Source organism: Cupriavidus sp. IK-TO18, assembly GCF_015549295.1.
Classification (GTDB): Bacteria; Pseudomonadota; Gammaproteobacteria; order Burkholderiales; family Burkholderiaceae; genus Cupriavidus; species Cupriavidus oxalaticus_A.
Window position 1 is genome coordinate 150,122 of sequence record NZ_JADGMP010000009.1, and the last position, 12,897, is coordinate 163,018.

Below are 12,897 nucleotides of genomic sequence, written 5' to 3' on the forward strand. Positions count from 1 at the left end.
GGCGACGAAGTATTGCGCGAGGTGGCGACGCTGATGCGTGCGCTGGTGCCGCCGGACAGCGTGCTGGCCTGCGTCGGCGGCAAGTCGCTGCACGTGACGGCCAGTTTCGGCGTCGCGATCGGGCACGGCGGGGCACGTCACTGGCAGCAGCTGTTCGCCGCGGCCGATGCGGCGATGTACCGGGCCAAGGCGGAGGGGCGCAATTGCGTGCGCGAAGCGCAGAGCGAGGAAGGGGTACCGGCGGCCTGAGCTTGCCGGCGGGAATTCGATCGGCGGGACCTGCGATCGAGACGCGGGTCGAGATCCGTAAGGGACCCGTAAACGACGAAAGGCTCGCTTGCGCGAGCCTTTCCGAATATTGGTGCCCAGAAGAGGACTCGAACCTCCACAGTGTTGCCACCGCTAGGACCTGAACCTAGTGCGTCTACCAATTCCGCCATCTGGGCTTCGTTTCGCTGCATTGCTGCTGCGATGCGAAGAACGAAATTATGCCGCGCGTACCTGACGCTGTCAACAGCTTCAAGCAAAAATCTTCGCAGGCATGCTGCCGGCATGAGCCCGGCCTAAACCTATTGTGGGCCACCCCTCCGCATGAAATCCACCTGCGCCGGCCGCCCGGGCAATTGCAGGGCCGCCGTCGCCGGCGGCGTGCAGGCGATGGTCTTGCCGGCACGCAGCACGCGCAGCCGCGTGGCGCGCAGCCGGATCGCCTCGACCGGGTCGCGCGCCTGCAGCAGCACCAGGTCGGCCCGGCAGCCCGGCGCGATGCCGTAGCCGTCCAGGCCAAGGATTTGCGCCGGCGTCGCGGTCACCGCGGCAAAGCAGGCCCGCATCGCCTCCTGCCCGGTCATCTGCGCCACATGCAGGCCCATGTGCGCGACTTCGAGCATGTCGCCCGAGCCCAGGCCGTACCACGGGTCCATCACGCAGTCGTGGCCGAAGGCAACCGGCACGCCCGCCGCCAGCAATTCGGGCACGCGCGTCATGCCGCGGCGCCTGGGGTAGCTGTCGTGCCGGCCCTGCAGCGTGATGTTGATCAGCGGGTTGGCGATCGCCGCGACGCCGGCCTCGCGCATCAGCGGGATCAGCTTGGACACGTAGTAGTTGTCCATCGAGTGCATCGAGGTCAGGTGCGAGCCGGCCACGCGGCCATGCAGGCCGAGGCGCACCGTCTCGCTCGCCAGCGTCTCGATATGGCGCGACAGCGGGTCGTCGCTTTCATCGCAATGCATGTCGACGCGCAGCCCGCGCTCGGCCGCAAGCTCGCACAGCAGCCGCACCGACTCCGCGCCCTGCGTCATGGTGCGCTCGAAATGCGGGATGCCGCCGACCACGTCGACGCCCATGTCGAGCGCGCGCGTCAGGTTCTGCATCGCGCCGGGGGCGCGCAGCACGCCGTCCTGCGGAAACGCCACCAGTTGCAGGTCGAGGTAGGGACGCACGCGCTCGCGCACGTGCAGCAGCGCTTCCACCGCGAGCAGCCGCGGATCGCAAACGTCGACATGCGAGCGGATCGCCAGCAGCCCGCGCGCCACGGCCCAGTCGCAGTAGGCCAGCGCGCGTTCGACCAGCGCCTCCTGCGTCAGCATCGGCTTGAGTTCGCCCCACAGCGAAATCCCTTCTAGCAGCGTGCCGGACTGGTTCACGCGCGGCAGCCCGTACGACAGCGTCGAGTCCATATGGAAATGCGCGTCGACGAATGGCGGCGTCACCAATTGGCCGGCGGCATCGATTTCCTCGGCAGCGCGCGCGGCCAGCGCGGGCTCCACCGCGGCGATGCGGCCATCGGCAATGCCGATATCGATGCCGGTGCGCCCGTCGGGCAGGTTGCAGTGCCGCAGGATCAGGTCGAGCATGGCGTCTCTTGACGGGAAAGGTTAGGACGGAAAGCACGGGAAAGCACGGCCGCATGATCGCATGGCCCCGCGGGGCGCAGGTAGCGCGTGCGAACGGTACGGACGATGCGCTCACCCCTGCCCGTCAGCCAGCACCTGCATGGTCATGGCCTCGGGCGCGAGGCCGCAACCGCGCAGCAGCAGCGCCACCAGATGCTCGGTCGCCTGCGCATAGTCCTGCCGCCCCAGCCGGCTCACGCCGAGCACTGCGCAGACCTGCGACTCGAAATCGGCATAGGTCTGCGTTGCGGCCCAGATGGTGAAGAACAGGTGCTGCGGGTCCACCGGCGCCATCTGGCCGCTGTCGATCCATTGCTGCACCACCGCGGCCTTGCGCGCCACCAGTTCGCGCAGCGCATGGCGCAGGATCTCGCCGATCTCCGGCGCGCCGTGCAGCAGCTCGTTGGCAAACACGCGCGAGGCATCGGGATGGCTGGCGGACAACCGCATCTTGGCGCGAATGTACTGCTCCAGCGCCACCTGCGGCGGAAGGTCGGCGCGGATGATGTCGGTCTCCGACAGCCACAGCTGCAGCGTGTGGGCCAGCACCGCGCGGTACAGCGCCTGCTTGGTGCGGAAGTAGTAGTGCAGGTTCGACTTGGGCACGCCGGCGCGCGCCGCGATCTCGGCCATGGTGGCGCCGGCAAACCCCGCGCGCGCGAACACGTGCTCGGCCGCGCGCATGATCATGGCCTGGTTCTCCTGCCGGATGCGGCCGGCGGGACTTTCGTGCGCAAGCTGCGCGCCGCGCATCGACAGCGGCCGGCGCGATGGAGCGCTGGCGCGCGGGTCCATCAGCGTGTGCCGTAGAGGCGGTCGCCGGCATCGCCCAGGCCGGGCACGATATAGCCGTGCTCGTTGAGCGTGTCGTCGATCGCGGCGGTGACGATGCCGACCTCGGGGTGCGCGGCACGCAGCGCGCGCAGACCCGGACGCGAGGCGATCAGGCACACGTATTTCATGGTGGTGACGCCCGCTTCCTTCAGCCGGTTCAGCGCGGCTATGGCCGAGTTGCCGGTGGCCAGCATCGGATCGACCACGATGACCATGCGCTCGTGTATATCTTCCGGCATCTTGAAGTAGTACTCGATCGGCTCAAGCGTCTCGGGGTCGCGGTATAGCCCGATATGGCCGACGCGCGCCGCCGGCAGCAGCTCCAGCATGCCGTCGATGAAGCCATTGCCGGCACGCAGGATCGACACCAGGCACAGCTTCTTGCCCGACAGTATGCGCGACTGCGTCGGCGCGATCGGGGTGCGGATGGCGATGGTCTCCATCGCCAGGTCGCGTGTCGCCTCGTAGGTCAGCAACTGGCTGATCTCGCGCACCAGGCGCCGGAAATTGTCGGTGGTGGTTTCCTCGCTGCGCACCAGCGTGACCTTGTGCTGCACGAGCGGGTGGTCGACGACCAGCACGCCGGGCACGCCGGCAGCGTCGTCGTCGCGGGTGGCTGCAGTGGGAACAGCGGTGGGAACAGCGGCTGGTACAGCGGACATGTCGTTCATGGGGACGCTCCTGATGCCATGTTTGATGCCACGTTATCCAACGCAAACCTTGCCGATTGCGCAAGCAATGGTGGCGGGCGCGCGGGGCGCCCGCCATGCTCAGAACACGGTGCCGTCGCTGATGATGCTGAACGGCGGTGCACCGCCCGGGCGCCGCTTGGCGGCAATGCGCCGGCCCGCGGCCCAGGTGCCGCCCTCCAGCACGCGCGCCAGCGGGAAGCCGGCTTCCGCCAGCCCCAGCGCCTGGCGCACGCCATCGGCCACCAGGTCCAGGCCAGTCACGGTCAGCGCGCGCCATTCGACGATCACGGGCTCGTCCACCGCATGCGGCTCGGCGGCAAAGGACGCATCGCGCGGCACCATCAGTTCGAAGTCGAACAGCAGGCCGCCATTGCGGTATTCGGGCAGCCCGGTCAGCGCATCCAGCCCGGTGACCGTCAGGCCCGCGTCCTCCAGCGGCTCCAGCAGCGAATAGGTCAGCCACTGCGTGAGCTTGTGGAACGGCACCAGCCCGCCGGGCGCGGCCGGATGGCGCCAGCAATCGCCCAGCGACACACCCTCGATCACGATCCGCCCCGGCCACACCGGCCCCAGCCCCACCAGCAGCGTACGCAGCAGGAAGCTGGCATCGAGCCGGTCGTTGACCGCATGCGCCTTCAGGTAGTCGAACAGGTTGCCCAGCCGCGCCGGCCGCCCGAACAGCGCCGGCGTCGCTTCCATCACCTCGCCCAGCCGGCGCAGCAGCCCGGCGCGGCCTTCGAGCCCCACCAGCGGGTTGTGCTGCGCCACCTGGAAGGCGTGGGCGATGCTGTCGGCATCGATGCGCTGCAGCCGCTCGGCATCCGCGCGCAGCGGATCGCCGGGCGCCGCGGAGAAGCCGCCGCGTGCGAACAGGTCGAAGCTGGCCACGCCCAGTCCCTCTGAACGTGTCAGCACCAGGTCGCTGGCCGGATCGCGGTAACGCCAGTCGGGGCCAGCGCCGGCGTCGAGCAGTACGCTCGGGATCACCAGGTCGATACCGATGCGCGCGCGCTCTTCGCGGTGCTCGGGCCCGCTCAGGCCGGCGCGCTCGCACAGCACCTGCCAGCGGTCCGCGCGCTGGTCGACGCCGCCGCTCTCGAAGTGGCGCCAGCGGCTGTGGTAAGGCACCTGCAGGTCCGGATAGCGCTGCCGGATCGTGCTGGCCACGTAATCGGCGATCGCGTGGACACGGTCGGGATGCCAGGTGAACAGCTCGGACGCGCCGCCGGCCACGTGCTCGGTGACCGCCGCGCAATGCGTGCGCACCGCCTCCGCGCACAGCAGCCCGGAAGCGGGGTGCCCTTCCGGCACCGGGCTGAGCCAGCCCGCGCCCGGACGCATTTCCTCGCCTGCTCCCCGACGTTCCATGCCGTCACGATCCTCTTCGGGATACATTGTCATTCGTTCAACCCCCTGCCCTTTGCCAGGGCCAGTTCATCGGCATCCGGCGGCGTGTAGTGCGTAAAGTAGCCCGCCGCCACCTTGGCGTCGATCTCGACACGGGCATCGGCCGGGATCAGGGCTTCGGGGATCGCCACCTGCTCGACCACCTCGATGCCCTGCGCCACCAGCGCGCCATGCTTCATGTTGCTCATCGACGCCCAGCGGTCGATGCGGCGGATGCCCAGCCAGTGGAACACATCCGGCATCAGCTCCTGGAAACGCATGTCCTGCACGCCTGCCACGCATTCGGTGCGGGCAAAGTAAGTCTCGGCCCGGTCGCCGCCCGCCTGCCGCTTGCGAGCGTTATAGACCAGAAACTTGGTCACCTCGCCCAGCGCGCGGCCTTCCTTGCGGTTGTAAACCACCAGCCCGACACCGCCCTGCTGCGCCATCTCGATGCACACCTCGATGCCATGCGCCAGGTAGGGCCGGCAGGTACAGATGTCTGACCCGAACACGTCGGATCCGTTGCATTCATCGTGCACGCGGCAGGCCACTCTTGTTTCTGGCTTGCCGAGTTGACTGACGTCGCCGAAAAAGTACAGCGTCATGCCGCCGATAGGCGGCAGGAACACTTTCAGGTCGGGCCGCGTGACCAGCTCCGGGAACATGCCGCCGGTCTGCTCGAACAGGCCGCGCCGCAACGCGCTTTCCTTGATGCCGAAGCGCGCCGCCAGCCCCGGCAGGTACCAGACCGGATCGACCGCCGCCTTGGTCACGCGCACGTCGCCATTGGCATAGAGGATGCTGCCGTCGGGGGTCAGCCGGCCGGCAGCAATCGCCGAGATCAGCTCGGGCATGTTGATATGGGCGCGCGTGATGGCAATGGTCGGGCGGATGTCCACTCCCGCCGCGATGCGGTCGGCGAAGACGGAGGAAACAAGGTGGCCCCAGGGATCGAGCGAGACGATCTTTTCCGGATCGGCCCATTGCGGGTGCGGGCCGATCGACTCCGCGGGGGCGGTGTCGGTCAGGTCTGGCCGATGGTCGCGCTGCAGCGACCCCGAGGCCACCGCCAGCGCGCGGTATATGGCATAGGCGCCGGCGTGGGTGCCGATCACGTTGCGCTGCGCGGGATTCGCCAGGCTGGCGATCACCGGTCCGCGTTCGGCCGCGGTGGGCGCACCCCAGTGGATCGGCTCGGCCGGCTTGTCGCGGCGCGCGTGCGAAGTGAGGACGATATGGTCGGACATGGCACCCTCGGTTCCCGATGGAATCCTGACCAAATGGTCAGGTTTACGATTCCATACTAGGCAACGTTCATGCCATCGCCCAATGCCGGTTTACGCGAGTTTTGCCGCGCTCTGTATGGCGCCGTACGCAAGCGCAGCGCAGGCATGCACGCAGGGAGTGCCGGCAGCATGACACCGCCGGTGCACGCGCACCAGCAGGAGGCAGCCTGCCGCACGCGCAGGGGTTGCAAGCCTTACACGGTAGGACGGCTCGCCGAGCCGCGCGAGTCAGACAGCCATGCCCTCGCCGCGCGCAGCGCTGCCAGGGGGCTTGCGCTTTCCACGTAGCGATGGAACAGCGCGCCCGCAACGTTGCTCAGCGCCCACGCAGCCGCCATACCCAGCGCGTTCAGCACCGGCTGCCCCGGCGCAAGGTTCGACACCAGCACATTGACCAGCAGGCACACCGGGAAGTGCACCAGGAAAACCGAATAGGAAATGCGGCCAAAGAAACCCACCACATGGCCGCGCGGCCAGCGCTCCATCCAGCCGCCGCGGCGGGCCACCGCCAGCAGCAGCGCGGTGGCCAGCGCTATGGCGATACGCAGGCGGAAATCGACGATCAGCGCCGCCAGCGCCACCGCGCAGAGCACCAGCAGCGGCATCGCCGATCGGCCCGGGTTCGAGGCCCACCATGCCAGCGTGCCCATGCCATAGGCGCCGAAGAAGTACACCGCCCAGATATCCCAGGCGGCATCGCGGTTGAACCAGAACAGCGACGCGACCGCCAGCAGCGCCACCACGCCGATGCCGGCCGCGGCGCCCGCCTGCGCCTGGCGCGGCGCAAAGGCGCGCGCGGCCCACAGCGCCACCAGCAGCAGGCCGAACAGCTGGAGGTCGATCGCGACGTACCAGACTCCGGCCGAGAGGGCCTCGACATCCAGCACGTTATGCAGCAGCGTAAGGTGCGCCAGGAACTGCGTCAGGTGCGCTGTCGCCGGGATCGATTCATGGATCATCCACTGCCGCGCCAGCGCGGCGCCGGCAATGCTCAGCAGCAGCGCCGCGGCGAAGGGCACCACCAGCTTCAGGTAACGGCGCCACAGCATCGCCAGCGGGTGTTCGCGGATTTCCAGCCGGCCGTGCGGCGCCAGGCTGCGCGCCGCGAGGAAGCCGCTGATCACCAGGAACACCTGGACCGCGATGCGGGCATAGTCATACAGCCAGTCCACCAGCCCCGGCGCGAGACGGTATGCGGTGTCGGACATCGGGCCGTAGAAAGCGAGATGGTGCAGCACGATCAGCTGAGAGCTGACCGCCTTGAGCGCGTCGATGCAGGGCAGGCGTGACGGACGGGGGCTCATTGTTCTTTGGAATCTGACAAAGCGCACGAAAGGCGGGATTCTACCTGTTTGCCCTGATTGACATGTGGCGTCATGTCCACAAATTGCGGATTGGTTACACACTGGCAGCGATTGTTTCCGATTGCTTGCCGCGCCATTCATGTCTCACCAGAGAAGCATTTGCTTATGACGACTTTATCCTTCGCCGAGCAAAGACCCGGGTATACCCTAGCGTTTTTGCCGCGCCTGCGGTTAGCTCTCCGGTTTGCTCGAATGTCCGTCCCTGCCCTGTCTTCCCTGCTCGCCCGCTTGTCTAATGCGCGTCGCCCCCTGGCGGCGCTCGCCTTCGGCGTCATGGTCACCGCGCTGGCACCGGCTGCGGCCCATGCCCAGCCGCAAACCCCCGTGCTCGACAAGATCCGCGATTCCGGCACCATCGTGCTGGGCTATCGCGAATCGGCACTGCCCTTTTCCTTTGCCGACGACAAGGGCCAGCCGGCCGGCTATGCGGTCGACCTGTGCCTGCGCGCTGCCGAAGCCGCGCGCCAGAAGCTGGGCCTGAAAGACCTGAAGGTGCGCTGGATGCCGCTGACGCCGCAAAACCGCATCCCCGCGGTGGTCAACGGCCTGGTCGACCTCGATTGCGCCCCCAACACCAACTCGCTCGAACGTCAGAAGCAGGTGGCCTTCAGCGTCTCGCACTATGTCTCGACCGTGCGCATGCTGGTCCGCGCCGACTCTGGCATCCGCACGTTCGGCGACCTGCGCGGCAAGACCGTGGTCACCAGCGCGGGCTCGACCGGCGACCGCCACGTGCGCCGGCTGAAGGGCCAGTATGGCTACCACGACGTCTACGCCAAGGACCATGGCGAGTCGTTCCTGCTGCTGGAATCCGGCCGCGCCCAGGCCTTCGTGATGGATGACGTGCTGCTGGCCGGCCTGCGCGCGCGCGCCAAGGATCCGTCGCAGTACGTGATCGTGGGCCCGTCCCTGTCGATCGAGCAAAATGCGCTGATGTTGTCCAAGGCCGACCCGGAATGGAAGCGCCTGGTCGACCAGACCCTGGGCGTGGCCTTCACCGGCCAGGACGTGATCGCGCTGCAGAAACGCTGGTTCCAGCAGCCCATCGGCAGCCGCGGCATCAACCTGGCGCTGGCGCCGTCGGGCGAGGTGCGCGCCGCGTGGAAGCACCCGTCGGACGCCGTCACCGAGTAACTCCGGTTCACACCGGGAGAGCCGGAACCGGAACCGGTCCGGGGCCGCAATTCAGGATTTCCATGAGAGTGCCGCGCCGGGCAAGCCCCAAGTTGACAGCGACGAACGATGTTGGCGACACTGGCCCGAGCCGTCCCCGTGTGGGACAGGCCACATACACGACCGCCCGACGGCGGCATTTCTCAGGAGAAATCATGAACAAGTTTGTCGCGACCGCGATCGCGCTCTGCCTCGGCGCTGCCTCGCTGGCTGTCCACGCGCAGGGTACCGGCAAGAAGCAGTTCGATCCGTATTCCCAGGGTGCCAAGTCGGGCGAGAAGTTCGACCCGTACTCCCAGGGTGCCAAGTCCGGCGACAAGTTCGACCCGTACAGCCAGGGCGCGAACAAGAGCACGCGCAGCGACCTGAACCCCGCCGCACCGGCCACCGAGCAGAAGCCGGCCAAGAAGTCGTCCAAGAAGTCGTCCAAGAAGAAGGCCGCTCCGGCGCAGGCTGCCAGCTGAACCGCAACGGCTCCGACGAAAAAACCCGCCGAGGCGGGTTTTTTTGCGCCCTGCGCAGGCCAAAGCCTGCTCAAAGCCGTTCCGAAGCCCGTTCAAGGCATCTGCGTGTCGCGCTCCAGCGCGGTGACGTCGATGCGCTGCACCTTGCCATCCTGCCTCACCTCGGTGCGCAGCACGAAGGCATCGGACGGGCAGTACCAGTCGGTCACATGCATCACCGAAGGCTCGACCTGCACCACTTCCTCGCCCACCAGCACAGGCCCCAGCGACGTGCGCTTCTCATAGGTGATCGGCAGGCACTCCTTGCGCCCCATGACGGTCTCGATCATCTGGCGGCGGCCAACCTGGCGCGAGCCGATGTGGATCGACGCATGCAGCGCGCGCATGGTGCTGACCACTTCGCCGGAGCCGAGCGGGTAGACCTTGAGCGATACGCTGGACTGGAACGTCTCGCCGTCGAGCGTGCTGCCTTCGCGCAACTCCAGGCCGGCGTAGTTGAAGACGCCCTTGCCCCGGAACGAGGCTTCGCCGTACATGCGCGCATAGCGGGCCCGGGCGTTGATGATGGCATGCTGGCTTTCGATGCTGGTCTCGTCATTCGGCGTGCGCCGGTCGATCACGACCTCATGCACCTGCTCCATGATCACCGGCGGCCCCATCAGCGCCGACATCGCGGACTTGGAGCTGACCGTCAGCTGCGCGCGGCATCCGGATGCGCTGCGGCCGACGTCGCGCAGCGTCATGCGGATCGACATCGGCAGGGCGCCGTCGCCCTCCATCTGCACATGCGAGCCGGAACGGAACCAGGGCGCGTTGCAGAGCACCGCCGCTGCCGACGCGGCCATCTGCGTGGCGGCCACCTGCGCCGCGGCGCTGACCGCGGTCGCGGCGGCAGCGCCGGCGGGCGCGGCCGGCTGTGCCGCCGCCGGCATGGCCAGACACAGGCCTGCCAGCGCGGCAAGATTTGCAAGCCGGTATTGCTGCGCCTTTGTCTTCACATGAATCCCTGTCTAGAATGTCTTGGCGCCCCCGATAGCGCCCGGCCTGCCAGACGACCGCCTGGTCACTCAGATTATTCGTGTTTTTCGTGCAAGTGGCTATCTCGCTGATAACTTATCGGCGGCCCGCACCACCGTCCGCGATCGCCGGGCTGTTTCCGTGCACCGGCCCCCCGCGCGCGGGCCCAGAGGAGGTTCCATGCTTCAGTACTACGCGAAACTATGGTGGGTGGTCGCCCTGCGCGGCCTGTTTGCGCTGGTATTCGGCGTCTGCGCGTTCTTCGCGCCGATCGCCACGCTGGCCGCGCTGGTGATCGTGTTCGGCGCGTTTGCCGCGGCCGACGGGCTGATGGCGCTGGTCATGGCCATCTCCGGCAAGGACCGCGAGACCAGCGACCGCTGGATCCTTGCGCTGCAGGGCCTGCTCGGTCTCGGCGTGGGCGCGCTGACGTGGTTCAGCCCGGCCATCACCGCGCTGTCGCTGCTGGTCTATATCGCGGTATGGTCGCTGGCCACCGGCGTGCTGCAGATCGTCGCGGCGATCCGGCTGCGCAAGGAGATTCCCAACGAATGGTGGCTGATCCTGACCGGGCTGGTCAGCATCGCCTTTGCCTTCCTGGTGCTGTGGCAGCCGCTGGCGGGGGCGCTGGCGGTGCTGTGGATGATCGGCGCCTGGGCCATCGTGTGCGGCGTCCTGCTGCTCGGCGTCGCGTTCCGCCTGCGCCGCGCGCGTCCTGCCGCGGCAGGCATCCAGGCGGCCTGAACGCCATCCGGCGGGCCCACCGGCCCGCCCGCCGCTGGCTTTGCGACTGACGGGTCACCCCGACACCGTGCTACCATTGCCCGCCGCGCGTGCCCACGCGGCGGCTTTGGCCTCCCATGCGCCTGGCAGCCGCATCGGCGCGGCCATCCCGCATGACTTGCGGCTGGTTCTGAAAAAGCCGCCAGCGCCTGTCCACCAACGGACCGCGCAATGCGTTGTGATGGCTTGCCGTCGTCGTGCACCCACGCAAGACCATCCCAATCCGTCGTTTTTCCAGGAGCTCCATGCGTAGTTCATCGACCTCGCGGTATGCCGGGCTGTCAGTAGGTGCCACCACCACCAGTGCCGTCGTGCTGGTCAGCCTCGCCATCCTGCTGGTCTGGTTCGGCACGCTCGATATGCGCCACCTGCTGCGCTCGGACGAGGGCCGCTACGCCGAAATCGCGCGCGAGATGTTTGTCACCGGCGACTGGGTGACGATCCGCTACCACGAGCTCAAGTACTTCGAGAAGCCGCCCTTCCACCTGTGGGTGACCACGCTGGCCTATACGCTGTTCGGCGTCGGCGACTGGCAGGCGCGCCTGTGCGTGGCGTTGTCCGGCCTGCTTGGCCTGGGCGCAACCATGCTGGCCGCGGCGCGGTGGTATGGGCAGCGCGTGGCGCTGCTGGCCGGGCTGGCGCTGGTGGCGGCGCCGATGTGGAATGTCGCCGGGCATTTCAATTCGCTGGACATGACCCTGGCGGGAGCGATGGCGTGCGTGCTGGCCTGCATGCTGATTGCGCAGCACCCGCACGCCACGCCCGCCGCGCGCCGCAACTGGATGCTGGCTTGCTGGGCCGCCATGGGCGTGGCGGTGCTGGTCAAGGGGCTGGTCGGGCTGGCGCTGCCCGGCCTGGTGCTGGTGGTCTATACCGTCGCCACGCGCGATTTTGGCCTGTGGCGCAGGCTCCATGTGCTGGCCGGCATGGCGGTGCTGCTCGCGGTCACCGTGCCGTGGTTCTGGCTGGTGTCGGTGCGCAACCCTGAATTCCCGCATTTCTTCTTTATCCACGAGCACTGGCAGCGCTACACCTCGAACGTTCACCAGCGCGAAGGCAAGATCTGGTTCTTCGTGCCGCTGCTGCTGGCCGGATTCCTGCCCTGGCTGGGGCTGGCGCCACAGATGTGGCAGGCGGTGCGCGAGCGCGCCGGCGTCGCGCGCGGCACTACGCCGCGGCCGTTCCAGCCCGCGCTGCTGGCGGCGCTGTGGGCCGCGGCGATCTTCGTGTTCTTCAGCCTGTCCGGCTCCAAGCTGCCGGGCTATATCGTGCCGATCTTCCCGGCGCTGGCGCTGCTGGCGGGCGTGGCGCTGGACACGGTCACGGAACGCGCGTGGCGCTGGCAGGTCAATGCCGTGATTGCGCTGGCGGTCATCGGGCTGCTGGCGTGCCCCTTCGTCGCCATGCTGGACAAGCCAAGCACGCCCAATGCCGTGTACCGCGAATTCACCCTGTGGATCGCCATTGCCTTTGCCATCATGCTGGCCGGGGCCATCGCTGCGCGGCGGCTGCTGCGCACGCGCGGCGTATTTCCCAGCATTGTGGTGTACGCGCTGGCGATGTTCGCCTGCTGCACGGTGGCGCTGCGTGGCCACGAGGCGATGGGGCGGCCCGGCTCCGGCGCGGACCTGGCGCCGGCGATCAATGCAGTGCTGACGCCGCAGATGCCGCTGTACAGCGTCGGCATGCTGGACCATACGCTGCCGTTTTACCTGCGCCGCACTGCCATCATGGTCGCGCATCAGGACGAACTGGAATTCGGCATCGGCCAGGAGCCGCAGAAGTGGATCCCCACCATCGACGGCTTTATCTCGCGCTGGCAGGACGGCCAGCGCGCCGTGGCGATCATGATGCCCGAGACCTACAAGATGCTGGCGGCGCGCGGCGTGCCGATGCACCGGATCGGCGGCGATCGCCGGCGCGTGGCGGTCGCCAACTTCGCCCTGCCGGGCGAAGGCCCGCACGCGCCATCCCAAGGACAGTAACTTTGCACCACCCGG

The 12,897-nt window shown here is 68.0% G+C and carries 12 protein-coding genes and 1 tRNA gene; 5 read left to right on the forward strand and 8 right to left on the reverse strand.

What is annotated here, in order from left to right; translation table 11 throughout:
* Window positions 1–33: 33 nt before the first annotated feature.
* Window positions 34–249, forward strand: a complete 216-nt coding sequence (locus tag IPF36_RS34560) for a diguanylate cyclase (protein WP_255519722.1) — start codon at window positions 34–36, stop codon at window positions 247–249.
* Window positions 250–359: 110 nt separating this feature from the next.
* On the opposite strand, the gene IPF36_RS09250 is transcribed toward IPF36_RS34560, so the two are convergent.
* The 7 genes from IPF36_RS09250 to IPF36_RS09280 all read right to left on the reverse strand — a co-directional run bounded on the left by IPF36_RS09250 (window position 360) and on the right by IPF36_RS09280 (window position 7,400).
* Window positions 360–446: transfer RNA gene (locus IPF36_RS09250), tRNA-Leu, on the reverse strand.
* A 123-nt stretch (window positions 447–569) separates the two neighbouring features.
* Complete coding sequence (locus IPF36_RS09255) at window positions 570–1,856, reverse strand: amidohydrolase family protein (protein ID WP_195427836.1); 1,287 nt, start codon at window positions 1,854–1,856, stop codon at window positions 570–572.
* A gap of 111 nt (window positions 1,857–1,967) precedes the next feature.
* Window positions 1,968–2,690, reverse strand: a complete 723-nt coding sequence (locus tag IPF36_RS09260) for a TetR/AcrR family transcriptional regulator (RefSeq protein ID WP_240745814.1) — start codon at window positions 2,688–2,690, stop codon at window positions 1,968–1,970.
* On the reverse strand, window positions 2,690–3,400 hold the full coding sequence (gene upp, locus IPF36_RS09265) for a uracil phosphoribosyltransferase (protein WP_135702858.1): 711 nt from the start codon (window positions 3,398–3,400) through the stop codon (window positions 2,690–2,692). The genes IPF36_RS09260 and upp overlap by 1 nt, the downstream gene beginning before the upstream one ends.
* 99 nt (window positions 3,401–3,499) lie before the next feature.
* Entirely contained in the window at window positions 3,500–4,822 is a 1,323-nt protein-coding gene (locus IPF36_RS09270; RefSeq protein WP_195427837.1) for a URC4/urg3 family protein, read from the reverse strand.
* Complete coding sequence (locus tag IPF36_RS09275) at window positions 4,819–6,057, reverse strand: GTP cyclohydrolase II (protein ID WP_135702860.1); 1,239 nt, start codon at window positions 6,055–6,057, stop codon at window positions 4,819–4,821. Before IPF36_RS09275 ends, IPF36_RS09270 begins: the two co-directional genes overlap by 4 nt.
* A gap of 233 nt (window positions 6,058–6,290) precedes the next feature.
* Window positions 6,291–7,400: an acyltransferase gene (locus IPF36_RS09280; protein WP_195427838.1), complete on the reverse strand. Its 1,110-nt coding sequence runs from the start codon at window positions 7,398–7,400 to the stop codon at window positions 6,291–6,293.
* Window positions 7,401–7,652: 252 nt separating this feature from the next.
* Between IPF36_RS09280 and IPF36_RS09285 the strand changes: the two genes are divergently transcribed.
* Both IPF36_RS09285 and IPF36_RS09290 read left to right on the forward strand, forming a co-directional pair.
* Complete coding sequence (locus IPF36_RS09285) at window positions 7,653–8,594, forward strand: amino acid ABC transporter substrate-binding protein (protein ID WP_195427839.1); 942 nt, start codon at window positions 7,653–7,655, stop codon at window positions 8,592–8,594.
* Between the two features lie 194 nt (window positions 8,595–8,788).
* Complete coding sequence (locus IPF36_RS09290) at window positions 8,789–9,097, forward strand: amino acid ABC transporter permease (protein ID WP_133094468.1); 309 nt, start codon at window positions 8,789–8,791, stop codon at window positions 9,095–9,097.
* A 92-nt stretch (window positions 9,098–9,189) separates the two neighbouring features.
* On the opposite strand, the gene IPF36_RS09295 is transcribed toward IPF36_RS09290, so the two are convergent.
* Window positions 9,190–10,095: a hypothetical protein gene (locus IPF36_RS09295; protein WP_135702863.1), complete on the reverse strand. Its 906-nt coding sequence runs from the start codon at window positions 10,093–10,095 to the stop codon at window positions 9,190–9,192.
* A gap of 199 nt (window positions 10,096–10,294) precedes the next feature.
* On the opposite strand from IPF36_RS09295, the gene IPF36_RS09300 reads away from it, so the two are divergent.
* Both IPF36_RS09300 and IPF36_RS09305 read left to right on the forward strand, forming a co-directional pair.
* Window positions 10,295–10,858 carry an HdeD family acid-resistance protein gene (locus IPF36_RS09300; protein WP_135702864.1) on the forward strand — a complete coding sequence of 188 codons (564 nt, stop codon included), beginning with the start codon at window positions 10,295–10,297 and terminating at the stop codon, window positions 10,856–10,858.
* A 284-nt stretch (window positions 10,859–11,142) separates the two neighbouring features.
* Window positions 11,143–12,882, forward strand: coding sequence for a glycosyltransferase family 39 protein (locus IPF36_RS09305; RefSeq protein WP_135702865.1), 1,740 nt, complete (start codon window positions 11,143–11,145; stop codon window positions 12,880–12,882).
* The last annotated feature ends 15 nt before the right edge of the window (window positions 12,883–12,897 follow it).